Source organism: Cyanobium sp. WKJ7-Wakatipu, from assembly GCF_024345355.1.
In the GTDB taxonomy this organism is placed as follows: Bacteria; Cyanobacteriota; Cyanobacteriia; order PCC-6307; family Cyanobiaceae; genus Cyanobium_A; species Cyanobium_A usitatum.
This window is the reverse complement of record NZ_JAGQAY010000018.1, coordinates 26,253-50,532: the sequence shown is the minus strand read 5'-3', so window position 1 is coordinate 50,532 and position 24,280 is coordinate 26,253. Positions and strand designations below refer to the sequence as shown.

Below are 24,280 nucleotides of genomic sequence, written 5' to 3'. Positions count from 1 at the left end.
CCGATAAGATCGAGATCTGTTGCGGCTGAATGGCTTTCGGGCACAGGGAGGAGGCAATTCCGCCGACCTCAACTCATGCTGGCAGCCCAGGCAAGCTCGCCTGTGCCAGACTTTGAATCAGCCCTGCCACCCCACCGGAGGGCGCATGGCCCAATCCTTTACGCGGCGCGAGGAATGGCCGAGGGATGCGGTGGGTGTGCGCTGGCCTGGTGGCGAATCGCCCAAATGCCCCCGGTACAGTTGAAAACTCCCAGCCCCCAGTCCTGCCGGCAAGGCTTGTGGTGAATGACCTGCTGACCTTGCCCCTTGAAGAACGGCTGGAGAGCTTCCTGGCAGACGGCGACCCAGGTCTTAATGCCGAGGAGGCACTCAGCGGTAGCTGAGGAACTCCTCCACAGGCATGCCGATGTCCCTAGCGATCTGGCGCAAGAGCGGCGGTGCGATATCGCGCCCTTTGTGGGCGGGGACCGTCGTGCAGCGGCCCTTGGCATCACGGAACTGCTGGTGGGAGCCGCGCTGACGAACCACCTCAAAACCCAGCTTTCTGAGAATGTCTGCCACCTCCGATGGCTTGAGAACAGGAGTTGACCCCACCGTTCAAGCCGGCACGGAGATTTGCTGGAGACCAACGAAATCGCTCTCCAGAGCCGGTTCGCCGTCCTCCAAAAGCATGGAGATCACCTCCTTAAGATTGGCCTGCAACTCATCAAGGGTCTCGCCCTGGCTGTGAGCCCCCGGGAAGCCTGGGACATAGCCCACCAGGAGCCCCGTCTCAGAGCAGCGCTCAATTACTGCTGAAAACGTGTGCATGGTGGTGAACTCCGACTTCCCATTCTGCTGCGCACAGCCCAGGCCTGAGAAAAAAGGGGCCGGAGCCCCCAAGCCCTCAGAGGGCAGCAGGGACTCTAGCTGCGGATGAATTTCTACTCCGCCCTGCGAAAGTCGCGTAAAGCCTTCAACGGCGGGGTGCCAAGTCGATCACCAAAGGAGTGAGATACCCAAACCAAAACCTTCTCACAGACCTTCTCACATCCAAGCCTGAAGCCATATGAGACTCTCGGTGGCGCATGCGGTTCGGCTAATCAACCGAGAAGCTTCCCAAGCTGAACGTCGCCGGTTCGAGTCCGGTCACCCGCTTTATTCTCAGGTCATCAGATTGGGCAAGAGACTAATTGGCCCAGCAGACGAATTAGCGAATTAGACCAGCGGAATTAGCCTGATTCAGCCCCGAGGCTTGATCAGCTGCAAAACCTGAGGGCCGGTGGCCGCCATCCGGCGCTCGCCATCCAAAGCCGCAATGATGAAGCGTGCGGCTTGGGGCAAATCTCCTTGCTCAGCAGCAAGGCGCGCCCGAGCCTCATCGGCCCGAATCGAAACAAGGAATTGTTCGCGCGCGTCAGCCGAGGGTGCGGCCAACGAAGAAGTACGCGCAGGACTAGTAAAAATGGCAGTCATCTCAACGGTATCTGAACGGGAATGGCCCATGCAAAATCGGCTTTAGCCATCCTGGAAAGGGTTGATATATCCCTTGCAAGATCAAAGCATTCCTTTTGATCATACGCCAGGCTGAACATACCCAGTGAAAACATCACCTAGCTCACCCAGGCCCCCCGCGCTTCATGTTCCTGGCTCTTCCCGATTGCCACCCAACGCGGCAATTTGATCACGCAAAGACTGGGATCTCTGTTCATCACCCCGGGTGAGGGCCACTGCAAGTGCAAACTCCAGCTTCTCCAACTGATGCTCCCCCTCTCCTGAGGTAGGTGGGTAGCCGCTGCGGCCGGAAGGAGCCTGGTTGGTAACTGACGGGGCTAAGCCCGAGGCTTGCGAGCAGCGATTGGTGGAACCGTTTTGGGAGGGAGTGGGGTATGCCATAACTACTTTCTCCCCATTCTGACACCGCTGACCAGCCCCGGGGATCAGGCCGCTGCCGCCATTTCATCGTTTTGGTCGGTGAGCTCGTTTTGGTCGGTGAGATCGAGCAAGGCGCGACAGTCGACCAGCAGTCGTTCAACGTTGTCGAGACTGGTGATCTCCTGGGGATCATGCTCTCCCTGGCGATCAAGTTGCAGCTCCGTGGCTTCCAAACGCTGCTCCAGCCTCACCAGCCGCTGGGAGAGGGCGTGCACGGTTTGGGCCAAATCTTCAGCATTACGGCTGATGCGGAAGGAAACCGACTCGTAAGCCATGGCAATCAGAGCATGGGAGCCGATCACAACACACAAACCAGCACCAGCCAAGGCCAGAGCTCTTCCCTGCCCCAGACTCGACTTAGGCCAAAGTGATCGATACGTTGGACCCCGGTATCCCCGTTGACGCCCCAGGCCATGGCACTAAAGATGACTTTGCGGCAGATTCCCGGGCTACGCCGTGCCCTGCTGGTCCTGGTTGGCAGCGCTGCTGGATTCGGCCTCGCCCTACCCGGCCAGGCCCAGACAGCTGAGGCCAATACCGCCGCCGCCAACGCCGGCTCAGGGGGCAAGGGGGCTCAGATCTATTGCTTTATGCGCAGCAGCGGCAACAGCCACCAGGTGAGCTGGGATGCCGCCTACGCGGTGATCAAACGCCAAAACGACAAACTGTTCAAGACCTCCCCGGAACACGCCGCGGTGATGATCACAGAAGCTGTGGTGCAGAACCCCAGCGTGTTTCCCGACTGCGGCCGCTACCTAGGTGACCTGTTCGCAAAACCCGAAGCCAAGCCAGAAGCCAGCACCAGCCCAGCGCCTAGTGGCACCTCCCGCAGTGAGCGGCTGGGTCAATAGGGCTCGCCAATATTTATGCCGAGCCGGATGCCGAAGCAGCTGCCGAGCAGGGGGCAGCTTGGCCGCCCTGGCAGGGCTGCTGCTGCTTGCCGGTGGATGCGCTGAAGAGCCCTTACCCCAGCGCCAGGTACGCAGCGACGACTGCCTGCAAACCGTGCAGCTCGACCAGCTAACGGAACAGATCGGCCGCTGCGACGCCGTAGTGGCGGCATTTCCAACCAACCCAAGCCCTCTCAACGATCGCTACCTGCTACACAGCCTGGCGGGCAACGAGGCAGCAGCCTGCGCTGATATCAACCGGGCTGCAGCCCTTGCCCGCTCTAAACCACCAGCCAGCCTGGATCCCCAACTGCGCACCGATCTGAACCTGCGTCAACAGCTCTGCAGGGAAGGCGGTGGCAAAGCCATGGGCGCAAACCAAGACCGCCCCCAACGCTGAGCAGCCTCACCAGCGACCCATCAGGTCTCTCATCATGGCCGGCAAACTGCGGCGCTCCAGCAGCTGGGAGCGCCGCTGCAACAACACGGCGATGCGCTCGGCCTTACTGGCCAGTAAGCCGTCCACCAACTGGTCGGCAACGCCCAGCTGCAGCCAATGGCTGGTCAGGCAGGCCCCCATACCGATGCGGTGACAGCGATCTTCTGCCTGTTCCGCATCCCCTGGGGTCCAGGGGCGCTCAACTAGCACCACATGCCGCGCCCGGTGCAGGGTGAAGCCCAAGCCCCCGGTGCCATAGGTAGCGATCAGCAGGGAATGCTCACCGCGCTGAAACGCATCAACCTCAGCCTGGCGCTGGGCCGGCGGCAGGGCGCCGGTGAGAACACAACTGTCTTCAAAACTGCGGTGCAACATCTCAGCCGTAGCCACGAAGGCCGTAAACACAACCACCGCCTCGCCCTTGGCCAGCAACGGAGCCACCAAGGCCCGGGTGGCTGGGAGTTTGTAATCGGAGCCGATCTGGCGCAGGGCCGTGAGCACTGCCAGCAGCTCGGCATCGCGGCGCACCTCACCGAGGGCAGCCCGACGGCGATAGTCGTCTACCTTGAGCTGCAGGCGGTGCTGAAAGCCGCGGGCCGAAGGCTCGTCCAGCTCAACTGGCCACAGCTGGCGCAGCTTGGGGGGCAGGTCGAGGCAATCCTGCTTACGGCGATGCAGCACCAGGGGCCGCACCAGCCGCTGCAGGTCTTCCAGATGGCTGGCCCCATTCGCCTGCCAGAGGCGCCGTCCGCCCTGCTCGCGCCAATGGCCCTGGCAGAAGAGTTCCTCAAAGGCCCGTTGGTCGCGGGCGAGGGGGTGGCCGATCGCCGCCAGCAGGGGAAATAACTGGGCTGGGCGGCCGTTTTTCATCGGCGTGCCGGTCAGTAGCCAGATGGCTCGCAGCCGGGGGTGGCGGGCCAGGCGCAGCAGCCCCTGGCTGCGGCGGGTATGGCCGTTTTGGGCGAAGTGGGCCTCATCGGCGATCAGCACGGTGCCGGCGGGCGGCAAGGCGTCGGGCAACCGGGCCCAGCTGTGCAGCTCCAGATGCAGGCCAAGGCTGGCCGCCTCACCCTGCCAATGGTCGTGCAGACCAACCGGGGCAATCACCAAGATGCGGCAATCGGCTTGGCGCACCATGGCCCGAGCCGCCATCAGGGCTGTGAGCGTCTTACCCAACCCCATGGCATCCGCGAGCACGGCACCGCGGCGGGCCAGTAGCCAGCGCACCGCGGCCCGCTGATGGGCAAACAGGAGGCGGCCATCCAGCAAGGGCTGCTCCAAATCTGCCGACGCCACCAACTGCCGATGGGGCGGCAGGGGGGGCAGGGGCTGCTCCAGCCAGGCGAGCCACTGGGCCAGCTCGGGCTGCACAGGAAACCGGCCTGCCAGGGCTTGCTGCAAGGCGGCGGCAGCTTCTAGGGGAAATGACCAGCAACGCTGCCGACCCGACCAACTCCCCCGGGGGCGGATCGCCCGCAACTGGGCCTGGGTGACCGCGTCGTAGGGGCTAACTACCTCAATCAAACCCGTCGCCCCCAGCCGCAGCAGACAGCGCATCCGCGGAAGTGCAATCGTCGACACATTGACACCCCAGGTGGTGGGGGCAAACTTTGCTCAACCGAGTCGCGCTGATGCAGGCCAGGGATGGGGTGTTCCTTGAGGATCTCTGTCCCAAATTGCGCGTCAGACGCTGGCGCCAATCCCTTCATCTCATCACCGACCAACACTGCATTTATTGCGGTGAGCGCTCGGAATCAATCGACCACGTGCACCCCCAGAGCCGGGGCGGGCTAAGTGTCACCGAGAACTGCGTGCCCGCCTGTCTGGCCTGTAATGGCGACAAGGGAGATGCGGATGCCTTTGCCTGGTACCGGCGACAGCCCTTTTACGACCCCCGCCGCTCCATGGCGATTCGTGCCTGGACTGATGGAGACCTGCGTTTAGCAATGCGGCTGCTGCAGTGGGTACATCCCGGCCAATTGGAAGAACTGGTGGAACCTCACCAGACCCGGCAGGCCTCGGCGCCGTTGTGGCGCTGGCAGATGGCCTCCTGAACCTGGGGTCCCTCGGGGGCAACCACCAAAGCCAGCAGCAGCAGCACCCCCGCCAACACCGCCGGCACGGTGATCTCATGACCACTGGAGCGGGACCGCTGCCTTGAGGAGACCGGCGTCTTAGAGATTGGTGCCGGGAACTCAAGAGCAGCCCGCAAGCCTGGCGCAATGGAGCTTGCAGCACGAGAACCAGCAACAGGAAAGGCTGAGACCGGAAAAGCTGAGACAGTGAAAACTGGGACCGTGAAAACTGAGACCGTCATGGCGATCACTTCAGGGGTAATACAGGTGTACTCATGATCCAGGCACTTGTCAAGCCCGCCCGCCAACTGCTGGTGATCGGCGGCGGCTTCACGGGCCTGCGGCTTGCCCAGGCCGCCCAGCGCAGCGGCATGGCGGTTCGCCTCACCAGCCGCCAACCACGCTCCAGCGGCGAGGGCCTGGAATGGCTCCCCTTCAACAGCTCTCCAGACGGCGCCTCCCTGCCAGCCCCTGGCGCCCTGGCTGGCATCACGGATGTGGTGGTGTGCGTGCCCCCGGATCCAAGCCAGGGCGATCCGGCGCTGCGCTTACTAGGACCAAGCCTGCGAGAGCTGCCCCTGCAATGGCTGGGCTATCTCTCCACCACCGGCGTCTATGGCGACACCTCTGGGGCCTGGGTTGACGAAACCGCCCCAACCCCAGCCCGAGCCGGCCGCAGCCAGGCCCGGGTTGCGGCGGAGCAGGCGTGGCTAGCCACAGGACTACCCGTGCAGATTTTCCGGCTGCCAGCCATCTACGGACCCAACCGCTCGCCATTTGCGGCCCTGCAAGCGGGGCAAAGCCGTCTCATCCACAAGCCTGGCCAGATCTTTTGCCGAGTACACGTCGACGACATCGTCGGTTGCCTGCTGCACTGCCTGGCCCGGCCGCAGCAGGAGCGCCCGACCGTGGTCAATGTGACCGACAACTGCCCCTGCCCCTCCAGCGAGACCCTGGGCTATGCGGCCCACCTACTGGGGCACAAACTGCCACCAATGGAGCACTACGCCGAGGTCGCCGGCAGCATGAGCCCCATGGCCCGCAGCTTCTGGAGCGAAAACCGGCGGGTCAGCAACCAGCTGCTGACCCAACAGCTGGGCTACAAGCTGCGCTATCCCAACTACCGGGAGGGCTACCGGGCCTGCTTAGCGGAGGAGCTAGGTGGCGGGCAGTCCCGCAGATCCCCGGGATCAACCACATAGGGCAGGCCCAGATCAGCCATCAAGCGCCCCCAACGCAACTCGATCCAGCCCTTGCTGAGCCCCGTGCCCAGACCCAGCAACAGACCCCCCAGCAACAACCAGCGCAGCATGGGCTCCACCACAAGCGGCCAAGCCCCATCCAACCCCACCCCAGCCCGGCTTGCCATTGCCCTAGGGGATCCTGCCTGCATAGGCGCTGAGGTAACTCTCAAGGCCCTTGCCAGGGCGGAATGGCGCTCACAGCAGCCCCTGCTGGTGGGTTGCCGCCGCTGGCTGGAAACCAGCTACCAACTGCTCAAGCCCAGCAGCAGCGAACCGCTGCGGGATCCGGCAGAACTGGAGATTCTCGATCTGCCCTTAGTGGAGAGCTGCCAGCCAGGACGCAGCACCCCGGCCTGCGGAGCAGCAAGCTTCAACTGGCTCACCGCCGCCGTCGAGCTGGTGCAAAGCGGCCGCTGCCGGGCCCTGGTGACAGCGCCAATCGCCAAGGCCAGCTGGCACGCTGCCGGCCACCCCTACCCAGGCCAAACCGAGCGGCTGGCGGAACTCAGCGGCAGCCCCGAAGCCTCGATGCTGTTTACCGCGATAGCACCCGCGGGCCACTGGCGCCTCAACACCCTGCTGGCCACCACCCACATTCCCCTGGCCGCCGTACCCCAACATCTCAATGGAGCCTTGGTGCAACGCAAGCTGGATAAGCTCCTGGCCTTCTGCCAGCGCTTCAACCCAGCCCCCCACCTAGTGGTGGCAGGACTCAATCCCCATGCCGGCGAGGCGGGGCGCCTGGGGCAGGAGGAGAGCACCTGGTTGGAAGCAGCCCTGGAGGCCTGGCGCCGGCAGCATCCAGAGGTGCAGCTCGAAGGCCCATTGCCGCCGGACACCTGCTGGCTAAGCGCGGCCGCCGCCTGGCCGGGCCCCAGACCAGGCCCCGATGGCTACCTGGCGCTATACCACGACCAGGGACTAATCCCGGTGAAATTGCTGGCCTTTGATGCCGCAGTTAACACCACCTTGGGGTTGCCGTTTATGCGCACCTCACCAGATCACGGCACAGGCTTCGCGATCGCTGGCCAAGGCCTAGCCAGGGCCGACAGCATGGCGGCTGCCCTGATTACGGCAAGGGATCTGGGCTAGCCGCTCAGGCCGGCCGCACCCGCATCAACACCTGACCGAATTCCACGGGGGTGCCGTTTTCCACCAGGATTTCAACCACCTCACCGCCCACCTCTGACTCCAGCTCATTCATCAGCTTCATCGCCTCAAGAATGCAGACGGTCTGGCCGACTTTGATGCGGGCACCCACTTCCACAAAGGGGGCTTCGCCGGGAGCTGCAGCTCGATAGAAGGTGGCGACCATCGGTGCTGTGACCTCAAGCAGGTCGCTGCGGCTGGCAGCAGCCGGTGGCGGTGGAGCCGAGGGGGCAACGGGCAGGGGGGCCGCTGCCTGCAGCACCTGGGCCGGAGCGGCACTGGCCTGGAAAACAGTTGTAGGAGCTGCACTGGGAAGGTTGCGACGCACCTCCAAGCGGAAGTCGTCTCCTTCGAGCTTCAACTCCTGGATGTCGCTCTCGCCAAGCAGGGCGAGAAGATGCTGAAGCTGGTCGTGGTTGAGCTGCATGGCGATCAGTTCTCCCTGCCCAAATAGCTGTCGGTACGAGTATCTATCTTGATTTTCTCGCCGATCGACAGGAACAGGGGCACCATCACCTGGGCTCCCGTTTCAACGATCGCAGGCTTGGTGCCGCCCGTGGCCGTATCGCCCTTGACGCCCGGATCGGTCTGGGTGATAGCCAGCACCACCGAGTTGGGTAGTTCCACCTCCAAGGGTTTGCCGTTCCAGGCCACCACGTTGACCTCCATGCCCTCCTTGAGGTACTTGCGGCTGTCACCAATCTGTTTGGCCGTCAGCCGGGTTTCCTCGTAGCTGCCCATATCCATGAACACGAAGTCGTCACCCTCCATGTAGGTGTGCTGGAGGGTGCTCTTTTCGAGAATGGCTTGGGGCAGCATCTCACCTGCCCGAAAGGTCTTCTCCACGACGTTGCCGCTCTGCACCGCCTTGAGCTTGGTGCGCACGAACGCCGATCCCTTGCCGGGCTTGACGTGCAAAAACTCAACGACCCTCCAGACCTGGCCATCCAGCTCGATTGAGGTACCGGTTCGAAAGTCGTTGCTGGAGATCATTCCGGCGGTTCAGATCTGGGGGATTGTAAGGCTGGCTACCGGAACGGGCCTCTGCGGGGCCATTCCGGAGGCCCTGAAGTTGTGCCAAAGTCCGCTCAACGACAGGGTGTTGCCATGGCACGGGGCCAATCCAGCTGGGCGAATCGCTCAACGTGGGCGCGCTGGTTTGCTGGCGTAGCCAGCTTGATGCTGGTTGTGCTGCTCGCTGCCCCCACCGCCTGGGCTGCCCTGCCCCAGGGCAACGCCGTGACCGACCCTGCAGCGCTGCTGCGCAATGCCTTGCCAATCAAGGCCCCCGACCTGCAGGAGCTTCAGCATCGCCTCGAGGCCACCAGCGACGACCTGCGCGCTAAGCGCTGGCCAGCCCTAGCAAGCTCCGTGCGGCGTTGCATTTCCTTACTGGGCAGCCGCAAGGCAGCCATGCTCGAAGGCTTCGTTGCCCCAGCGAAAACCGAGGCCGCAACTCTGCTGGACCAGGTGGGAGAGCAACTGCAAGTGCTCGCCGCCGCCGCCGAAGGCCAGGAGCGCGACCCCTTCCTGGCAGCCCGCCGTGAGGCCCTCAACAGCATCGGCAAAGCCGAAGACCTGCTGGTGGGGCCGTTCCCATATCAAATTCCGGCTGAATTTGCCGATTTGCCCAGGCTGCTGGGCCGGGCAACCGTGCAGCTCACCACCACTAAAGGCGACCTAACTGCGGTTGTAGACGGTTACAACGCGCCCCTCACCGCCGGCGCCTTTGTCGATCTGGTGCAACGCGGCTTCTACGACGGACTGCCCTTCATTCGAGCCGAAGATTTTTACGTGCTGCAAACCGGCGATCCGGAAGGCCCAAATGATGGATACATCGACCCGAAAACCAAAACGGAGCGCAAGGTGCCGCTAGAGATCAAGGTGCCAGGCCAGAGCGAGCCCTTCTACAACCAAACCTTCGAAGACCTCGGCATGTTCAAGGCCGCACCAGAACTACCCTTCTCCACCAAGGGCACCCTGGGCTGGGCCCACTCCGATGAAGTGCTAGACGACGGCTCCTCCCAGTTCTTCCTCTTCCTGTTCGAACCTGAACTGACCCCTGCCGGCCTAAACCTGATCGACGGCCGCTATGCCGCTTTCGGTTATGTGCTGGATGGCTTTGATGTTCTCGAAGAACTCACGGCTGACGACGGCATCGTCAAAGCACGAGTGCTATCAGGATCCGAAAATCTCCAACCTCACAGCTGAGTTTCTGATCCCAACATTAAAAAGCCGCCCTTGAGGGCGGCTAATATTTTGATGCTTAACTCAGCTCACTTCCATTGCTTAGCAACAATCTCAGCCAGATCAACAACGCGCTGGCTGTAGCCCCACTCGTTGTCATACCAAGCGATAACCTTCAGCATGTTGCCACCCATCACCAGGGTGAGCTCCGAATCAATGATCGTCGATTCGTCGGTGCCGGCATGATCGCTGGAAACCAAAGGTAGATCGCAATACTTGATGATGCCCTTCATGGCATTCTCAGATGAGGCCTTGAGCAAGGCATTCACCTCTTCCTTGGTGGTGTCGCGACTGATATCAAGCACCATGTCAACCACCGAGACATTCGGTGTGGGCACTCGCATAGCGATGCCGCTGAGCTTGCCCTTCATCGGCGGATAGACCAACGCCACAGCCTGGGCAGCGCCGGTGCTAGTGGGAACAATGTTTACCGCAGCGGCTCTGGCACGGCGCAGGTCGCGGTGGGCCGCATCCAAGATTCGCTGGTCACCGGTGTAGCTGTGGGTGGTCGTCATCGTGCCCTTGACGATGCCGAATGCTTGATCCAGCACCTTCACCACAGGAGCCATGCAATTGGTGGTGCAGCTGGCGTTGCTGAGAATGTCCCAATCTTCGTGGCGGTACTGATCGGCGTTAACTCCCACCACAAAAGTGCCAACCTTCGCGCCCTTGCCAGGTGCCGTGAGAATTACCTTTTTGGCACCAGCTTCAAAGTGCTTGCTGGCACCCACATCATCGTTGAACACTCCGGTGGATTCGATCACCAGATCGACACCCCATTCCTTCCAGGGAAGGTTGGCGGGATTGCGGTCGTAGAAGGTTTTGATCGTCTTGCCGTTGAGGACGATCGTGTCCTCGGTGGTGGTGACTTCCACGCCCCGCAGGGGGCCGAGCATGGAGTCGTACTTGAGCAGGTGGGCCATGGTGTTGGTGTCACCAGAGCCATTGATGCCCACTAGTTCGATGCCAGTGTTGGCCCCACGGCTCAGCCAGCAGCGGGTGAAGTTGCGACCAATCCGGCCAAATCCATTGATCGCAACGCGCAAAGTCATGGCCGATTGCGGCAAAAGCCGCTAGCGAAGGTGGTTTTGGCTGCCGATCATACAGAAATTGATCCGCTCTCCCCTCTTGCAGGAAGGGCGCACGCCGAGGAACATGCGCAAACGCGCAGCAACTCGTAAAGGTTTTCGGGCTGTTGTCAGCTTAATTTTGTGCTCACCTGAACCCTGATTTGGAGTTGCGTTTGGCGCCCCTGCTCGATCGTCACCAGCCACTCCACTTCATTGGCGTTGGCGGCATCGGCATGTCTGCCCTGGCAGGGATCCTGGCGGAACGGGGCTACGCGGTAAGTGGCTCCGACCCCCGGGACAACGCCGTGCTCGACCGCTTGCGGCGGCTGGGGGTGCGGGTGTTTTTGGAGCAGAACGCCGCCACGGTTGCTGCTATCCGCAGCGGCACCTCGGTCTCACCTCAAATAGTGATCAGCTCCGCGGTGCCAGAGACCAACCCGGAGCTAGTGGAAGCCCGTCGCATGGGTCTGGCGATCTGCCACCGCTCCGACGTGCTGGCCGCCTTGATCAATAGCCAGGACTCCATCGCCGTAGCCGGGAGCCATGGCAAAACCACTACCAGCACCCTGATCGCCACCCTGCTGGCTGCCACCCAAAACGACCCCACCGCAGTGATTGGCGGCATCGTGCCCGCCTTTGGCAGCAACGGTCGCCATGGCGAAGGCAGGCTGCTGGTGGCGGAGGCGGATGAATCGGACGGCTCCTTGGTGAAGTTCCGCTCATCCCTCGGCGTGCTCACCAACGTCGAACTCGACCACACGGACCATTACCCCGACCTCGAAGCCCTGATCACCACCCTGCAAAGGTTCGCCGGCAACACATCAAGGCTCCTGGCAAACCACGACGACCCGGTGCTGCGCGAGCGGTTCAAAGCCAGTCATTGGTGGTCGATCGAAAGCGCCGCAGACGTCTCCTTTGCAGCGATTGCCCAAGAGCAAAGGGGTGACGGCACCGTTGCCGACTTCTTTGAAGACGGTGAGCTGGTGGGGCGCTTTGAACTGCCCCTGCCCGGTCGTCACAACCTCAGCAACGCGGTTGCAGCCATGGCCGCCTGCCGGCTGGAGGGGGTTTCATTTGCCGAGCTGGGCGAGGCGGTAGCCGCCCTCCAGGCCCCAGGACGGCGCTTTGATTTCCGCGGTTTGTGGCAGGGCCGACTGGTGGTCGACGACTACGCCCACCACCCCAGCGAGGTGGCCGCAACCCTGGCCATGGCCAGGCTGATGGTGGACAGCGGCCGCAGCACCCTGCCCGTGGCGCCAAGGCGTTTAGTGGCAGTGTTTCAGCCCCATCGCTACAGCCGCACAGCCCAGTTTCTGGAGGGCTTTGCAGCGGCCCTCTCGGCAGCCGATTCCGTGCTGATCGCGCCCCTCTACGCCGCTGGTGAAGCGCCGATTCCAGGCATCTCCAGCGCCGCCATGGCCGAGGTGGTGCGGCAGCTGGCACCCAACCTGCCGGTGGCGGTAGCCAACACTCTCGACGAGCTCGCCGCCCAGGTGGCCGCCAAGAGTCAAGAGGGTGATCTGGTGATCGCCATGGGTGCTGGAGACGTCAACAGCCTCTGGGAACGCCTCGAGCAGCGCCAGCAAGCAGTTGACAGCGCCATAGCTGCCTCTGCAACCCCCCTGGCGGCCTGAGCCTGATGATTGCGGCCCCCAGCTGCCACCCGGCCCTACGCCAAGGGGTAGGACTTCAGTCCTTCACCACCTGGAAGGTGGGAGGTCCAGCGGAGTGGTTTGCCGAGCCTGGAGAACGCGAAGAGCTGATTTCTCTGGCGGCCTGGGCCCGGGCCCAGGGCCTGTCCTTGCGCTGCATCGGCGCAGGCTCCAACCTGCTGATCGCCGATAGCGGCCTGCCCGGCCTCACCATCTGCAACAGGCGGCTGCAGGGGAGCCGGCTCGACGCCGCCAGCGGCCTGGTGGAAGCGGAAGCCGGAGAACCGATCCCCACCCTGGCCCGCAAAGCAGCCCGGCTTGGCCTGAGCGGGCTGGAGTGGGCCGTGGGCATCCCAGGCACCGTAGGGGGCGCGGTGGTGATGAATGCGGGCGCTCAGGGCGGCTGCACGGCCGAATGGTTGCACTCGGTGCGGGTGCTGGACCCGGCCAATCCCGCAACGCCCTTCGAGCTGGAAGCCCGGGAACTGGACTTCGCCTATCGCCACAGCCGCCTCCAGGCGGAGAGCTGGATCGTGCTGACAGCCACCTTCCAGCTGGAGGCCGGCCACGACCCCGCAGCCATCACCTCGCGCACCAGCGCAAATCTGCACAGCCGCACCAGCACCCAGCCCTACCAACAACCCAGCTGCGGCAGTGTTTTTCGCAACCCAGAACCACAAAAAGCAGGGCAGCTGATCGAAGCGCTAGGCCTGAAGGGATTGCAGATCGGTGATGCCCAAGTCTCGCCAATCCACGCCAATTTCATAGTCAATATTGGCCAGGCCAGCGCCAGCGACATCGATGCCCTAATCGCAGAAGTGCAACGCCGGGTGCTGGCCAGCCACGGCCTGACCCTCCACCCTGAGGTAAAGCGGCTGGGCTTCGGCCCGGTGCACTAGCTGCCCCTTAGCCTGAGCCGAGCAACTTCTAGGGCATGGCTGGCTTCGGACTCCCCAACTTCGGTCAGCTCACCGAGGCCTTCAAGAAGGCCCAGGAGCTGCAGCAAAACGCCCAAAAGCTCCAGGAAGAACTTGATGCAATGGAACTGGAGGGCCGCAGCGCCGACGGCCGGGCCAGCATCTGGCTCACGGGCAACCAGCAACCGCTGCGAGTGCAACTGGCCCCAGAACTGATCGCCGAAGGGGCTGCCGCCAGCGAGGCCGCCGTGCTGGAAGCGTTGCAAGCCGCCTACGAGCTGTCCACCGGCACGATGAAAGGCCGCATGGAAGAACTCACCGGTGGCCTAAATCTCAATCTGCCAGGTCTGGGCGGCTGAAATCCGTCACTTTTCCAGTGCCAGCCTGGCCATCCTCTTCCCCATCCAGCAGCTGCTGACGCTGGCGACGCCGGGAGAGCTGCCGCAATCCGGGCGCCAGGCGGGGCTCAAGACCCTGACCGCGGCGCCGCAGACCCGACCCGTCAGGGGAGTACGCAAGCCGGCCCGTTCGCTCGCCATCCAGCAGCAGATCGCTCAGGCACTGGGCATAAAGGGGGTAACGCTCCCAGTCGGAGCCAACGGCACAGCCGGGATCGCCCTGGTGCAGGCAATTGCTGAAGCGGCAGCAGCCCAAGCCCAGTCGTTGCCGAATCTCCGGAAACAGGGGGCCTAGGGCAACGGGATCGGCGGGCAGCCGCGGCCTGTTGAATCCAGGAGTGTCGGCCAGCAGGGCTCCGGGCGCCAAGGGGAAAAGCTCCACATGGCGGGTGGTGTGGCGGCCCCGCTGCAGCCGCCCTGACACCGCCGCCACCCGCAGGCCGAGCTCGGGGCAAAGACGGTTGAGCACGCTGCTCTTCCCCACCCCAGAAGGTCCACAAAGCACGGCGATACCTGGCTGGGCCAGCCGCTGCAGCAAAGGCTCCATGCCCTCGCCACTACTGGTAGATACCGCCAGGGCGTCGTAACCCCAGGCAGCAGCTCGCTGGCACCAACTAGCCACCTCGCCAAGCGAAACCAGATCCGCCTTGGAGAAAACCAACTGCACCGGCCGCCCCGTCGCCTCAGCCGTCAACAAAAAGCGTGTGAGCTGGAGCAGATCCAGCTCTGGCTCCGCCAGCGACACCACCACCACCACGAGGGCCACATTGGCCACGGCGGGCCGCTCAAGCAGGCTCTGACGCGGCTCCAGGGCCGCCACAGCCGCCCGGCCAGCGGGCCAGTCGATGCCATCCACCCAGACGCGATCCCCCACGGCGATGGTTTGGCCGCTTTTGCCAAGGCGGGTGCGCCGGGTGCACAAAAGTCGACTCAGGCCAGTGGGCCCTAGCTGATCCAGTTCCACCCAGCAGTAATTGGCCAGCAGGGCCACCACCTGCCCAATTAGGCGCAATGGCCCAGACTCAACCCCCATGACAGCGAACCTGCAGCCGCACGGCCCCTTGTTGCTCCGGGTGATCGCAGCAGGTAACCCCATGACCTGCGCTCTCCAGCCCCTGGGTCACCTGCTGCTGGGGCTCTCCCCTATCTAGGTCCACCTGCAGGATCTGGCCAGGAACCAAACGCTCCAGGGCCAGCTTGGTGCGAATGAAGTTGAGCGGACAAGCGATGCCACGCAGATCGAGCTGGGCATCTGGTTTGCCGTCTGCCCAACTGGCGCTCAACCGAAGAGGCCCCCAAACAAGCCGCTTTTATGGGGATGCTTGTGGCCCTTGTTGGTGTGGTGGCCGGCCAGCTGCTCCAGCAACTCCCGCTCCTCAGCATTGAGCTTGGTGGGCAGCTGCACCTTGATGCTGACCAGGTGGTTGCCTCGGGCCACCGGATTGCCCAGCTTGGGCACCCCCTTGCTCTGCAGGGTGAGCATCGCTCCGGGCTGGGTACCGGCTGGAATCTCCAACGACTCCTGGCCGTCCACCGTGACTACCTCGATGGTGTCGCCCAAAATGGCCTGGAGGTAATTGAGCGTCACCTCCGAATGGATGTTGATGCCATCGCGGCGCAAGCCAGCAGCCGATTGAACGCTCAGGAACACATAGAGATCGCCGGCGGGACCACCCCGCTGGCCGGCATTGCCCTCATTTGCCACCCGCAGCCGTGTGCCGGAATCAACCCCAGCTGGGATGTTGATCCGCAGCTTTTTACGCACCTGCTGCAGACCTTGGCCACCGCAGGCGCCGCAAGGGTCGGCAATCACCTGGCCGCTGCCCTCACAGGTAGGACAAGCCGCCACCTGGGTAAAACTGCCGAATGGGGTGCGGGTGGCCCGACGCACCTGGCCGGCGCCGCCACAGGTGCCGCAGCTTGTGGGTCCACTGCCCGCCTTGGCACCGGATCCCTGGCAGGTGCTGCAGGTCTCGAGATGGCGAATCTGCACCTCCTTCTCGATACCAAACACCGCCTCTTGGAAGTTGATGGTGAGGTCGAGGCGCAGGTCATCGCCTTGACGGGGACCACGTCGCCGCGGACCTGCTCCAGCACCCGCCCCCCCAAAGCCACTGAAGAAGGTCTCAAACAGGTCGGCAAAGCCGCCCATGTCGCCCATATCAGGGGCGCCGCCGCCGCCTAGGCCCGCCTCACCAAACTGGTCGTAACGGGCGCGGGTCTGGGGGTCGCTGAGCACCTCATAGGCCCGGCCGATCTCCTTGAATTTGTCTTCAGCCCCAGGATCTTTGTTGACATCCGGGTGGTACTGACGGGCCATCCGCCGGTAGGCCCGCTTCAAGGTGTCTGGATCGGCGTCGCGGGCAGTGCCGAGCAGGTCGTAGTAGTCGGCCATCAGCCGTCCTGCTCCTCAGCCTGGCCATTCTCAGCTGCTTGGGGGCCAGCGGGGACGGCGCCGGAACCAGGCCCCATCGACACCTTGACCAGGGCGTGGCGCAGCACCCGACCGTTTAAGTGGTAGCCGCGCTGCAACTCCTCGATCACCACATCTTCGGCGTGGGCCTCGCTGGGTTCACGCAGGACCGCCTCATGCAAGCTGGGATCGAAGGGTTCACCCTCTACCCGCATCGGTGAAACCCCCAGCTGCTTGAACACATCCACTAGCTGCTTGTACAGGCCCTGATAGCTGCGATGCAGCGCCTGGGCTTCCTCATGCTGGGGATTCAGCTGCTGCCTTGCCCGGTCGAAGTTATCGACCACCGGCAAAATCTCACCCAAGGTGGAGCAGGTGATCTGGAGGCGCAGGTCTTCGCTGTCGCGGCTCTGGCGCTTGCGGAAGTTGTCGAAGTCGGCAGCCAGACGCATGTATTGGCCGTTGAGGGCCTCATGCTCTGCCTTGAGTGCCGCCAGCTGGCCAGCCAGATCGGAACCCTGATCAGAAATCTGGTGAGAGCCGGCCTCCTGTCCAGCCTCCATCTCCGGAGTAGCCGGAATCTCGCTGGGATCAGCGGCCTGGGGGGCCCCAGCTCCCAGGTTGCTGTCACCGCTCATCGAGGTGTCACCGCTCATGGCTGACAAGGTCGGACTTTGGTTCTAGACATGTTGAAGCGCCGGGCCTACCTCCCACAAGCGGCGGAAGCCCGCACCTTCTGGCTCCATGACCCTCACCCCTTCCCGCCCCGTCCCTGAAGCCAGCAGCGAAGAGCAGCAGCGTCTGGAGGTGGAGCTACTGGTTGGTGAACCGGTGCTGCAAGCAACCGAGTTGCAGACCCTTGGTCAAGACTTACTTTTTAGGGGCAAAGGGCTGCCAGAAGCCCGCTGGCGCGAACTGGGCGCCTTGCCCCTTCAAGATGACAAAGGAAGATTGGTAGTTGCCGTACCTAGCAACTGGGGGGCCCAGCAGCGCCAGAATTTAAGTGAGGAATTGCAACGTGCCGGCTTCAACGCGGAGCTGAAGTTGGCGTTGGCGACAAATCTCACAGCTGCGCTCACGGCAAAAGCACCAACTCCGGCTCCCGCAGCCTCCAAGCCAGCCCAACCGCGACCACCTGCAAGCTTTAACCCCCCCCGCTCCCTAACCAAAGACCTAGGAATCCCTGGCACCTCCGAAGGGCAGCTGCAGGAGGTTGCCGATGTCGAAGATCTGGAGGGGACTGCTGCTGCTGCCAGCAGCAGTGCCAATGCGTCACCAATCATCAGCTTGGTGGACAGAATCCTGATCGAGGCCCTCACCTCTGGTGCCAGTGATATTCACGTGGAACCCCAGGAAAACACCCTGGAAATTCGCTTTCGCCTCGACGGTGTGCTGCAGAAGCACTTCGAGGACCTGCCAAAGAGCCTGACACCAGCCGTCACATCACGCATCAAAATCATGGCGGAGCTAGACATCGCCGAGCGGCGATTGCCTCAAGAAGGCCGAATCAGGCGCATGTTCCGCGGCCGCAAAATGGATTTTCGGGTAAGCACTTTACCCAGCCGCAATGGTGAAAAAATATGTTTGCGCCTACTTGACAGCGGCGCCACCCAGCTCGGCCTGGAGACCCTAATCACCGATGCGGATGCGAGAAGAACCCTGCGAGAGCTGGGATCTAAACCCTACGGAATGATTCTGGTCACGGGCCCGACCGGCTCGGGCAAGTCAACCACCCTCTACGCCCTACTGGCTGAGCGCAACGATCCAGGCATCAACATTTCCACGGTTGAAGACCCGATCGAATACACCCTGCATGGCATCACCCAAACCCAAGTAAATCGAGAGAAGGGGCTCGATTTCAGTATGGCTCTACGTGCCTTTATGCGACAGGACCCTGACGTTTTGCTGGTGGGGGAAACTCGCGACTTGGAGACGGCCAAAACGGCGATCGAGGCCGCACTTACTGGCCACCTAGTGATGACCACCCTGCACTGCAACGACGCAGCCAGCGCCATCGCTCGCCTCGATGAAATGGGTGTGGAGCCCTTCATGGTGAGCGCATCACTGCTGGGCATCGTGTCCCAGCGGCTGCTGCGTCGGGTGTGTTCGGCTTGCCGAATTAGTTACACCCCCAATCCGGAAGAACTGGCCCGTTTTGGTCTGTTGAGTAGCCACGAAACCACGGTGACCTTCTTCAAGGCCAACACCCAGAACCGCAACCAGCAAGGCTGCTGCCCTGCTTGCAACGGTGCCGGCTACAAAGGAAGAATCGGTGTCTACGAAATCCTACGGATGACGGATACCTTGGCAGCAGCTGTCGCCAAGAGGCAACCCACAGATGTGCTGCGGCGAATGGCGCTTGAAAACGGCATGAAAACCCTTTTGGGCTACGGGCTGCAGCTAGTGCGCGAAGGTCACACAACCCTGGCCGAGGTCGAACGGATGCTGCTCACTGATTCAGGCCTCGAATCAGAACGCCGCTCCAAATCACTGAGCACCCTCACCTGCAGCAACTGCGGCGCCGGGCTCCATGACGACTGGCTCGAATGTCCCTACTGTTTAACCAGCCGCTGAACGTCCTATGGCCGTGATGATTGAAGACTTGATGACTCAGCTTGTCAAGGATGGCGGCAGTGATCTCCATATCAGTGCAGGCATACCTCCCTATGGAAGGTTCAACGGTCAACTGAGACCCATACACGATGATTCCCTAAACGAAGAAAGCTGCAATAAACTAATCTTCTCCATGCTAAACAATGCCCAGCGCAAGCAGCTAGAGCAAACCTGGGAATTAGATTGCGCCTATGGCCTTAAAGGGATCGCCCGCTTCAGGGTCAATGTTTACCGCCAAAGGGGTACCTACGCCGCCTGCCTGAGAGCCCTTGGCAACAGCGTGCCCACCCTGGAAAGCCTGGGGCTACCACCGATTGTGGAGGAAATGAGCCACATGCCCAAAGGGCTGATTCTCGTAACAGGCCCCACCGGCTCCGGCAAAACCACAACCTTGGCGGCGATGCTCGAGCACATAAACCAAACCCGGGCAGAACATATATTGACCATTGAAGACCCGATTGAATTCACATACAGACCAGTAAAAAGTGTCATCCATCAGCGCCAGCTAAACGATGACACCCGCAGTTTTGCCAATGCCCTAAAGGCCGCCCTTCGGGAAGATCCCGACGTAATCCTGGTGGGTGAGCTCCGAGACCTAGACACCATCCAGTTAGCAATTACGGCAGCAGAGACCGGTCACCTGGTATTTGGCACCCTGCACACCAGTTCGGCCGCCCAGACCGTGGACCGCATGGTGGATGTTTTTCCCCCCACCCAGCAGACCCAGATTCGGGTGCAGCTAAGCAGCAGCCTTGTGGCCGTTTTTGCCCAGACCCTTTGCAAGCGGCACAATCCAAGCCCCGGCCAATCTGGTCGTGTCATGGCCCAGGAGATCATGATCAATACACCAGCCACCGCAAACCTGATCCGGGAAGGTAAAACCGCACAGCTTTACTCTGCGATTCAGACAGGCGGTCAACTATCCATGCAAACGCTGGAAAAAGCCCTTGGGGATCTGGTACTCAGCAACCAGGTCACGATGGATGAAGCCCTTTTGAAAACCTCAAGACCTGAAGAGCTCAAACGTTTAGTCAACCAACTGGGCTGATTCACCACTAGGAACTCCTAAGCCATGCCTGCCTTCGTTGCCACCTACGTCAATCCTCAAGGCAAGTCAGTGCTTGTGGATATCGAGGCGACCGATCCGGCCCAGGCCAAGCGCAGCCTGAGGCTGCGAGGCATCCGAGCCACCGAAATCAAGGCCAAGCCGAAAACCACGGCGACGGGATCTAGTGCCGCAGCCCAACTAAGTGAAAAACTCAAATTCTCAAAACTCAATGAACTGCTAGAGGCGAAACCTGGCATCAAAGATAAAGCTGTATTTGCCAGCAAGATGTCGGCCCTTGTCAATGCTGGCGTACCAATTGTGCGCAGCATCGACCTAATGGCATCTCAACAAAAGATGCCCCTGTTTAAACGGGCCCTACAATCGATCAGCCTGGAGGTAAACCAGGGGATCTCCCTAGGCGAAGCCCTGCGGCGCTGGCCCAAAGTATTTGACAAGCTCAGCATCGCCATGGTGGAGGCGGGGGAAGCCGGCGGTGTGCTGGATGAATCCCTAAAGAGACTGGCCAAACTGCTTGAGGACAACGCCAAGTTGCAAAACCAGATCAAAGGGGCCATGGGCTATCCGGTGGCTGTGTTGTTCATCGCCATCTCAGTCTTTCTAGGAATGACAATCTTCATCATTCCCACTTTTGCGGGTATTTTTGATGGCCTAGGCGCCGAACTCCCCTGGTTCACCCAGATGATGGTGGACCTAAGTAGCCTACTGCGCTCAACCTTTTCTCTGTATCTGGTATTAGGACTTATTGCCGGGATATTTCTATTTGGTAAGTTTTATGCCACACCGATAGGCCGGCGGCGAGTAGATGCCCTTGTGCTCAAGCTCCCCCTGTTTGGCGAATTGATTCAAAAAACAGCAACGGCCCAGTTCTGCCGGACCTTTAGCTCCCTAACGCGAGCGGGGGTGCCCATTTTGATGTCACTTGACATAGTCAGGGAAATCACAAATAATTCCATTATCTCAGATGCAATTAGCAATAGCCGCCAAGACGTGTTGCAGGGAATTCCGTTAAGTGTGGCGCTTGGACGCATGAACGTATTTCCTGATATGTCTATAAGCATGCTCTCCATCGGCGAGGAAACAGGCGAAATGGACGCCATGCTCTCCAAGGTGGCTGACTTTTATGAAGACGAAGTGGAAGCCACCGTCAAGGCACTCACCTCCATGCTGGAGCCCGCCATGATCGTGCTTGTCGGCGGCATTGTGGCGTCAATCCTGCTGGCTATGTATCTACCGATGTTCTCGGTGTTTGATCAGATCAAATAACTCTCAGCCAAAGCCTGGCCGGCCAGCCAGCCGCTGCTCCAGCAGTGCTGGAAGTTGAACCCCCCAGTCACCCCGTCCACATCCAAAAGTTCACCCACCAAATAAAGACCAGGCTGCTGGCGACTCTCCATCGTCGCCAGGTTCACCTCACCTAGAGGAACGCCACCTGCCGTCACGAATTCTTCGCCGAAGGGGCCCCGCCCGGTAATGGCCAGCCGGGTATCACGCAAGGCCGATACCAACAGCTGCTGGTGCCGCTTAGCAAGGTCAGCCCAGCGCTGCTGAGGGTCTAGGCCATGGCGCTGCAACAGGGCCAGCCATAGGCGCCGGCTGAGGGCGGGCCAGGGGCGCCAGTTGGCTAGTTGCCGCTTTGCCTGGTCTCGCTTGGCCTCGACAAACAAGCCCTCAAGATCCTGCTGGGAAAGGCCGCCACTCCAATCAAGGCGCAGCTCACCCCGATAGCCACTGGCCTTGAGGGCGCGGGCAGCAAAAGCGGTGAGCCGCAGGGTGGCTGGACCGGACAGACCCCAATGGGTAATCAGCACCGGGCCCCGCTGGCGAAAAGGCTGGCCAGCCCGAGCGGCCTGGGGCTCCTGGGGCAGGTGCAAAGCCAGCTCCACCGGATCCATCACCACTCCGGCCAGCTCCAGCAGGGGATCGCCAGCCAGGGCCAAAGTGAATAGGGAGGGCACAGGCGCCACCAGCCCATGGCCTAGGGCCGCCGCCAGCTGGCGGCCGCTTGGATGGCTGCCGGTGGCAAGCACCAACCGATCGGCTCTGATCGCTCCGCCGCCCCGCACCAGCAGGTCAAAACCACCGGCAGCAGCCGCCGCGGCCCGCTGCAGGCTCACCCCTGTGTGCAGCTGCACCCCGGCCTGGAGGGCCGCTCGGCGCAAGGTGGCTGCCACCGATTCGGCACGATTTGAGCGGGGAAACAGGCGGCCGTCCGGCTCCTCCACCAGCTCGAGGCCATGGTCAGCAAACCAGGCGACGGCATCGCCGGGAGCAAAGCGGGAAAAGGGACCCCGCAGGGCCTGGCCGCCCCGGGGATAGTGCCCCACCAACGCCCGAGGATCCCAGCAGGCATGGGTGACATTGCAGCGCCCACCGCCACTGATCAACACCTTGTTTAACGGCTCGTTGGTGGCTTCCAGCAGGGCGATATCGCCAAGGCCGGCCTCAGCAGCACAGATGGCGGCCATGAAGCCGGCGGCACCGCCACCGGCCACGACAACGGCAGCATGAATTGGCAGCATGGGGAGATGGGCCAGATCGATCCAGCCAGTTATCGCTTCAGTGTGGCCCCGATGATGGACTACACGGATCGGCACTTCCGGGTGCTGATGCGGCAGATCAGCAGGCGCAGCCTGCTTTACACCGAAATGGTGGTAGCCCAGGCCCTGCACCACGCCAGGCAAGCACCTGATGCCAGCGCACCGGGGGGGCGGCTGGAGCGCCTACTGGGATTCGATCCGATCGAAAAACCCCTAGCCCTGCAAGTGGGCGGCGACGATCCTGGCTTGCTAGCTGAGGCCGCTGCCCTGGCGGCTGATTGGGGCTACGACGAAATCAACCTGAATGTGGGCTGCCCCAGCGAGAAGGTGCAAAAAGGCCGCTTTGGGGCCTGTCTGATGGCCGATCCTGACCAGGTGGCCCGCTGCGTTGCCGCCATGGCCGCCGCCTGCCCCTTGCCGGTAACGGTGAAACACCGCATTGGCATTGATGAGCGCGACTCATACGCCGAGTTGCTGGCCTTCGTGGATGCGGTGGCGGCAGCGGGGGCCCAGCGATTTGCAGTACACGCGCGCAAAGCGTGGCTGGAGGGGCTCGATCCCAAACAGAACCGCACGATCCCGCCCTTGCGCTACGACGTGGTGCACGCCCTCAAGCGCGATCGACCGCAACTGAGCATCGAATTAAACGGCGGTCTGGAAAGCCTGGACGACTGCGTGCAGCAGCTCGAATTGGTGGACGGGGCCATGGTGGGTCGGGCTGCTTATGCCCATCCCCTCCAGTGGAGGCAGGTGGACCAGCAGATCTACGCCGACGACAGCCAGCCGCTGGCCACAGCCTCCAGCGTGGTGGGGGGTTTGGTTGCCTACGCCGAGCAATGGCGCAGTCGGGGCGGGCGGCTGTGGCCCATCGCCCGCCACCTAGTACATGTGGTGGAGGGGGTAGGCGGCGCCAAACGCTGGCGCCAGCAACTCACCGAAAAAGCAGGGGCAAGGGACGCAGATGCTGGCGTTCTGGCAGCCGCGGCCCTATCCCTGGCAGAGCGGGGCTACTAGCCCTCGGCACCACCGTAGAAGTCGCCACCACCGCTATCGCCACCGCCACTGCGGCGGCGGCGGGTGCGCCCAGCGTCGAAGCTGTCGCCACCAGCAGGATTGCCAGCGCCATAGCTCCGATCTTCCCAGCCGCGGGCACCAGATCCCCGATCGCCGCCACCCTCATAACCGCCGCCGCCACCTGCGTAACCACCACCACCGCCTGCTCCACCACCACTGCCGCGGTTGTAGCCACCGCCACCGCCACCTGCGTAGCCGCCACCACCGCCTCCTCCGTAACCGCCGCCACCGCCGCCATAACCACCCCGGCGCGGGCCACCACCACCAGCTCCGCCGCCGCCGCCGCCGGTGCGGGGCTCGGCTTTGTTGATGCGCAGGGGACGACCCATCAGCTCAGCACCCTGCAATGCCTCAACGGCCTTTGCCTCTGCTGCTTCATCGCCCATCTCAACAAAGGCGAAACCGCGCTTGCGCCCGGTATCCCGTTCAAGGGGTAGGGAACAGCTAGACACCTCACCGAAGGGTGCAAACAATTCCGCCACGTCTTCCTGCTCAGCGCGGAAGGGAAGGTTGCCGACAAAAATACTCACGAACTGAAGATCGGCCGCGGGACCGATGCATGTGGGCCAATGGGCCACT

The 24,280-nt window shown here is 62.3% G+C and carries 29 protein-coding genes; 14 read left to right on the top strand and 15 right to left on the bottom strand.

Going from position 1 to position 24,280, the window contains the following annotated elements:
* Window positions 1-209 precede the first annotated feature (209 nt).
* Window positions 210-383 carry a hypothetical protein gene (locus KBY83_RS10760; protein ID WP_255019531.1) on the top strand — a complete coding sequence of 58 codons (174 nt, stop codon included), beginning with the start codon at window positions 210-212 and terminating at the stop codon, window positions 381-383.
* On the opposite strand, the gene KBY83_RS10755 is transcribed toward KBY83_RS10760, so the two are convergent.
* From KBY83_RS10755 to KBY83_RS10740, 4 genes are all read right to left on the bottom strand, one after another.
* Complete coding sequence (locus tag KBY83_RS10755) at window positions 370-594, bottom strand: type II toxin-antitoxin system HicA family toxin (protein ID WP_255019530.1); 225 nt, start codon at window positions 592-594, stop codon at window positions 370-372. The genes KBY83_RS10760 and KBY83_RS10755 overlap by 14 nt on opposite strands.
* Window positions 595-597: 3 nt before the next feature.
* A complete protein-coding gene (locus tag KBY83_RS10750; RefSeq protein WP_255019529.1) occupies window positions 598-810 on the bottom strand; it encodes a type II toxin-antitoxin system HicB family antitoxin in 213 nt (70 codons plus the stop codon).
* 411 nt (window positions 811-1,221) lie between these two features.
* Window positions 1,222-1,416: a hypothetical protein gene (locus KBY83_RS10745; protein ID WP_254935286.1), complete on the bottom strand. Its 195-nt coding sequence runs from the start codon at window positions 1,414-1,416 to the stop codon at window positions 1,222-1,224.
* Window positions 1,417-1,919: 503 nt separating this feature from the next.
* Entirely contained in the window at window positions 1,920-2,189 is a 270-nt protein-coding gene (locus KBY83_RS10740) for a hypothetical protein (protein ID WP_255019528.1), read from the bottom strand.
* A 138-nt stretch (window positions 2,190-2,327) separates the two neighbouring features.
* On the opposite strand from KBY83_RS10740, the gene KBY83_RS10735 reads away from it, so the two are divergent.
* Both KBY83_RS10735 and KBY83_RS10730 read left to right on the top strand, forming a co-directional pair.
* Window positions 2,328-2,765: a DUF6554 family protein gene (locus tag KBY83_RS10735; protein WP_255019527.1), complete on the top strand. Its 438-nt coding sequence runs from the start codon at window positions 2,328-2,330 to the stop codon at window positions 2,763-2,765.
* A gap of 58 nt (window positions 2,766-2,823) precedes the next feature.
* Window positions 2,824-3,204: a hypothetical protein gene (locus KBY83_RS10730; protein ID WP_255019526.1), complete on the top strand. Its 381-nt coding sequence runs from the start codon at window positions 2,824-2,826 to the stop codon at window positions 3,202-3,204.
* 6 nt (window positions 3,205-3,210) lie between these two features.
* Here the strand turns inward: KBY83_RS10730 and KBY83_RS10725 are convergent, their stop codons facing one another.
* Window positions 3,211-4,800, bottom strand: a complete 1,590-nt coding sequence (locus tag KBY83_RS10725; protein WP_255019525.1) for a DEAD/DEAH box helicase — start codon at window positions 4,798-4,800, stop codon at window positions 3,211-3,213.
* A gap of 74 nt (window positions 4,801-4,874) precedes the next feature.
* Between KBY83_RS10725 and KBY83_RS10720 the strand changes: the two genes are divergently transcribed.
* Window positions 4,875-5,297, top strand: coding sequence for an HNH endonuclease (locus KBY83_RS10720; RefSeq protein WP_106632498.1), 423 nt, complete (start codon window positions 4,875-4,877; stop codon window positions 5,295-5,297).
* Here KBY83_RS10720 and KBY83_RS10715 read toward each other — a convergent pair.
* Window positions 5,243-5,455: a hypothetical protein gene (locus KBY83_RS10715; protein WP_106632499.1), complete on the bottom strand. Its 213-nt coding sequence runs from the start codon at window positions 5,453-5,455 to the stop codon at window positions 5,243-5,245. The two genes, KBY83_RS10720 and KBY83_RS10715, sit on opposite strands and share 55 nt — an antisense overlap.
* Window positions 5,456-5,593: 138 nt before the next feature.
* Between KBY83_RS10715 and KBY83_RS10710 the strand changes: the two genes are divergently transcribed.
* A complete protein-coding gene (locus KBY83_RS10710; RefSeq protein WP_255019524.1) occupies window positions 5,594-6,520 on the top strand; it encodes an SDR family oxidoreductase in 927 nt (308 codons plus the stop codon).
* Between the two features lie 108 nt (window positions 6,521-6,628).
* Window positions 6,629-7,654 carry a 4-hydroxythreonine-4-phosphate dehydrogenase PdxA gene (gene pdxA / locus KBY83_RS10705; protein ID WP_255019535.1) on the top strand — a complete coding sequence of 342 codons (1,026 nt, stop codon included), beginning with the start codon at window positions 6,629-6,631 and terminating at the stop codon, window positions 7,652-7,654.
* 4 nt (window positions 7,655-7,658) lie between these two features.
* Here the strand turns inward: pdxA and accB are convergent, their stop codons facing one another.
* Window positions 7,659-8,138: an acetyl-CoA carboxylase biotin carboxyl carrier protein gene (accB, locus tag KBY83_RS10700; RefSeq protein ID WP_255019523.1), complete on the bottom strand. Its 480-nt coding sequence runs from the start codon at window positions 8,136-8,138 to the stop codon at window positions 7,659-7,661.
* A 5-nt stretch (window positions 8,139-8,143) separates the two neighbouring features.
* A complete protein-coding gene (gene efp, locus KBY83_RS10695; protein WP_254960568.1) occupies window positions 8,144-8,704 on the bottom strand; it encodes an elongation factor P in 561 nt (186 codons plus the stop codon).
* A gap of 114 nt (window positions 8,705-8,818) precedes the next feature.
* On the opposite strand from efp, the gene KBY83_RS10690 reads away from it, so the two are divergent.
* The gene (locus KBY83_RS10690; protein WP_255019522.1) at window positions 8,819-9,922 is read left to right on the top strand and encodes a peptidylprolyl isomerase; all 1,104 of its coding nucleotides are present in this window, start codon (window positions 8,819-8,821) and stop codon (window positions 9,920-9,922) included.
* A 65-nt stretch (window positions 9,923-9,987) separates the two neighbouring features.
* On the opposite strand, the gene gap is transcribed toward KBY83_RS10690, so the two are convergent.
* Window positions 9,988-11,010 (bottom strand): type I glyceraldehyde-3-phosphate dehydrogenase, encoded by a 1,023-nt coding sequence (gene gap, locus KBY83_RS10685; protein WP_254935297.1) that lies wholly within the window; start codon window positions 11,008-11,010, stop codon window positions 9,988-9,990.
* Window positions 11,011-11,201: 191 nt separating this feature from the next.
* Between gap and murC the strand changes: the two genes are divergently transcribed.
* From murC to KBY83_RS10670, 3 genes are read left to right on the top strand one after another with little or no spacing between them, the layout of a single operon-like run.
* Window positions 11,202-12,662: a UDP-N-acetylmuramate--L-alanine ligase gene (gene murC / locus KBY83_RS10680; RefSeq protein ID WP_255019534.1), complete on the top strand. Its 1,461-nt coding sequence runs from the start codon at window positions 11,202-11,204 to the stop codon at window positions 12,660-12,662.
* 5 nt (window positions 12,663-12,667) lie between these two features.
* A complete protein-coding gene (gene murB, locus KBY83_RS10675; protein WP_255019521.1) occupies window positions 12,668-13,579 on the top strand; it encodes a UDP-N-acetylmuramate dehydrogenase in 912 nt (303 codons plus the stop codon).
* 35 nt (window positions 13,580-13,614) lie between these two features.
* Window positions 13,615-13,956 (top strand): YbaB/EbfC family nucleoid-associated protein, encoded by a 342-nt coding sequence (locus KBY83_RS10670; protein ID WP_254960571.1) that lies wholly within the window; start codon window positions 13,615-13,617, stop codon window positions 13,954-13,956.
* On the opposite strand, the gene rsgA is transcribed toward KBY83_RS10670, so the two are convergent.
* The 4 genes from rsgA to grpE are packed head-to-tail and all read right to left on the bottom strand — an operon-like array spanning window position 13,931 to window position 17,064.
* Complete coding sequence (rsgA, locus tag KBY83_RS10665; protein ID WP_255019520.1) at window positions 13,931-15,028, bottom strand: ribosome small subunit-dependent GTPase A; 1,098 nt, start codon at window positions 15,026-15,028, stop codon at window positions 13,931-13,933. The two genes, KBY83_RS10670 and rsgA, sit on opposite strands and share 26 nt — an antisense overlap.
* Window positions 15,018-15,278, bottom strand: coding sequence for a sulfurtransferase TusA family protein (locus tag KBY83_RS10660; protein WP_254998673.1), 261 nt, complete (start codon window positions 15,276-15,278; stop codon window positions 15,018-15,020). Before KBY83_RS10660 ends, rsgA begins: the two co-directional genes overlap by 11 nt.
* Window positions 15,275-16,390: a molecular chaperone DnaJ gene (dnaJ, locus tag KBY83_RS10655; RefSeq protein WP_255019519.1), complete on the bottom strand. Its 1,116-nt coding sequence runs from the start codon at window positions 16,388-16,390 to the stop codon at window positions 15,275-15,277. Before dnaJ ends, KBY83_RS10660 begins: the two co-directional genes overlap by 4 nt.
* A complete protein-coding gene (gene grpE, locus KBY83_RS10650) occupies window positions 16,390-17,064 on the bottom strand; it encodes a nucleotide exchange factor GrpE (protein WP_254941689.1) in 675 nt (224 codons plus the stop codon). The genes dnaJ and grpE overlap by 1 nt, the downstream gene beginning before the upstream one ends.
* An 88-nt stretch (window positions 17,065-17,152) precedes the next feature.
* Here grpE and KBY83_RS10645 point away from each other — a divergent pair, with 88 nt between their 5' ends.
* From KBY83_RS10645 to KBY83_RS10635, 3 genes are read left to right on the top strand one after another with little or no spacing between them, the layout of a single operon-like run.
* The gene (locus KBY83_RS10645) at window positions 17,153-18,982 is read left to right on the top strand and encodes a GspE/PulE family protein (protein ID WP_255019518.1); all 1,830 of its coding nucleotides are present in this window, start codon (window positions 17,153-17,155) and stop codon (window positions 18,980-18,982) included.
* 7 nt (window positions 18,983-18,989) lie between these two features.
* Window positions 18,990-20,069 carry a type IV pilus twitching motility protein PilT gene (locus KBY83_RS10640; protein ID WP_255019517.1) on the top strand — a complete coding sequence of 360 codons (1,080 nt, stop codon included), beginning with the start codon at window positions 18,990-18,992 and terminating at the stop codon, window positions 20,067-20,069.
* 24 nt (window positions 20,070-20,093) lie between these two features.
* The gene (locus KBY83_RS10635; RefSeq protein WP_106632514.1) at window positions 20,094-21,353 is read left to right on the top strand and encodes a type II secretion system F family protein; all 1,260 of its coding nucleotides are present in this window, start codon (window positions 20,094-20,096) and stop codon (window positions 21,351-21,353) included.
* Here KBY83_RS10635 and KBY83_RS10630 read toward each other — a convergent pair.
* The gene (locus KBY83_RS10630; RefSeq protein ID WP_255019516.1) at window positions 21,341-22,609 is read right to left on the bottom strand and encodes an NAD(P)/FAD-dependent oxidoreductase; all 1,269 of its coding nucleotides are present in this window, start codon (window positions 22,607-22,609) and stop codon (window positions 21,341-21,343) included. The two genes, KBY83_RS10635 and KBY83_RS10630, sit on opposite strands and share 13 nt — an antisense overlap.
* Here KBY83_RS10630 and dusA point away from each other — a divergent pair.
* Window positions 22,595-23,641 carry a tRNA dihydrouridine(20/20a) synthase DusA gene (gene dusA, locus KBY83_RS10625; protein ID WP_241518291.1) on the top strand — a complete coding sequence of 349 codons (1,047 nt, stop codon included), beginning with the start codon at window positions 22,595-22,597 and terminating at the stop codon, window positions 23,639-23,641. The two genes, KBY83_RS10630 and dusA, sit on opposite strands and share 15 nt — an antisense overlap.
* Here dusA and KBY83_RS10620 read toward each other — a convergent pair.
* Window positions 23,638-24,231 carry an RNA-binding protein gene (locus KBY83_RS10620; protein ID WP_255019515.1) on the bottom strand — a complete coding sequence of 198 codons (594 nt, stop codon included), beginning with the start codon at window positions 24,229-24,231 and terminating at the stop codon, window positions 23,638-23,640. The two genes, dusA and KBY83_RS10620, sit on opposite strands and share 4 nt — an antisense overlap.
* Window positions 24,232-24,280 lie beyond the last annotated feature (49 nt).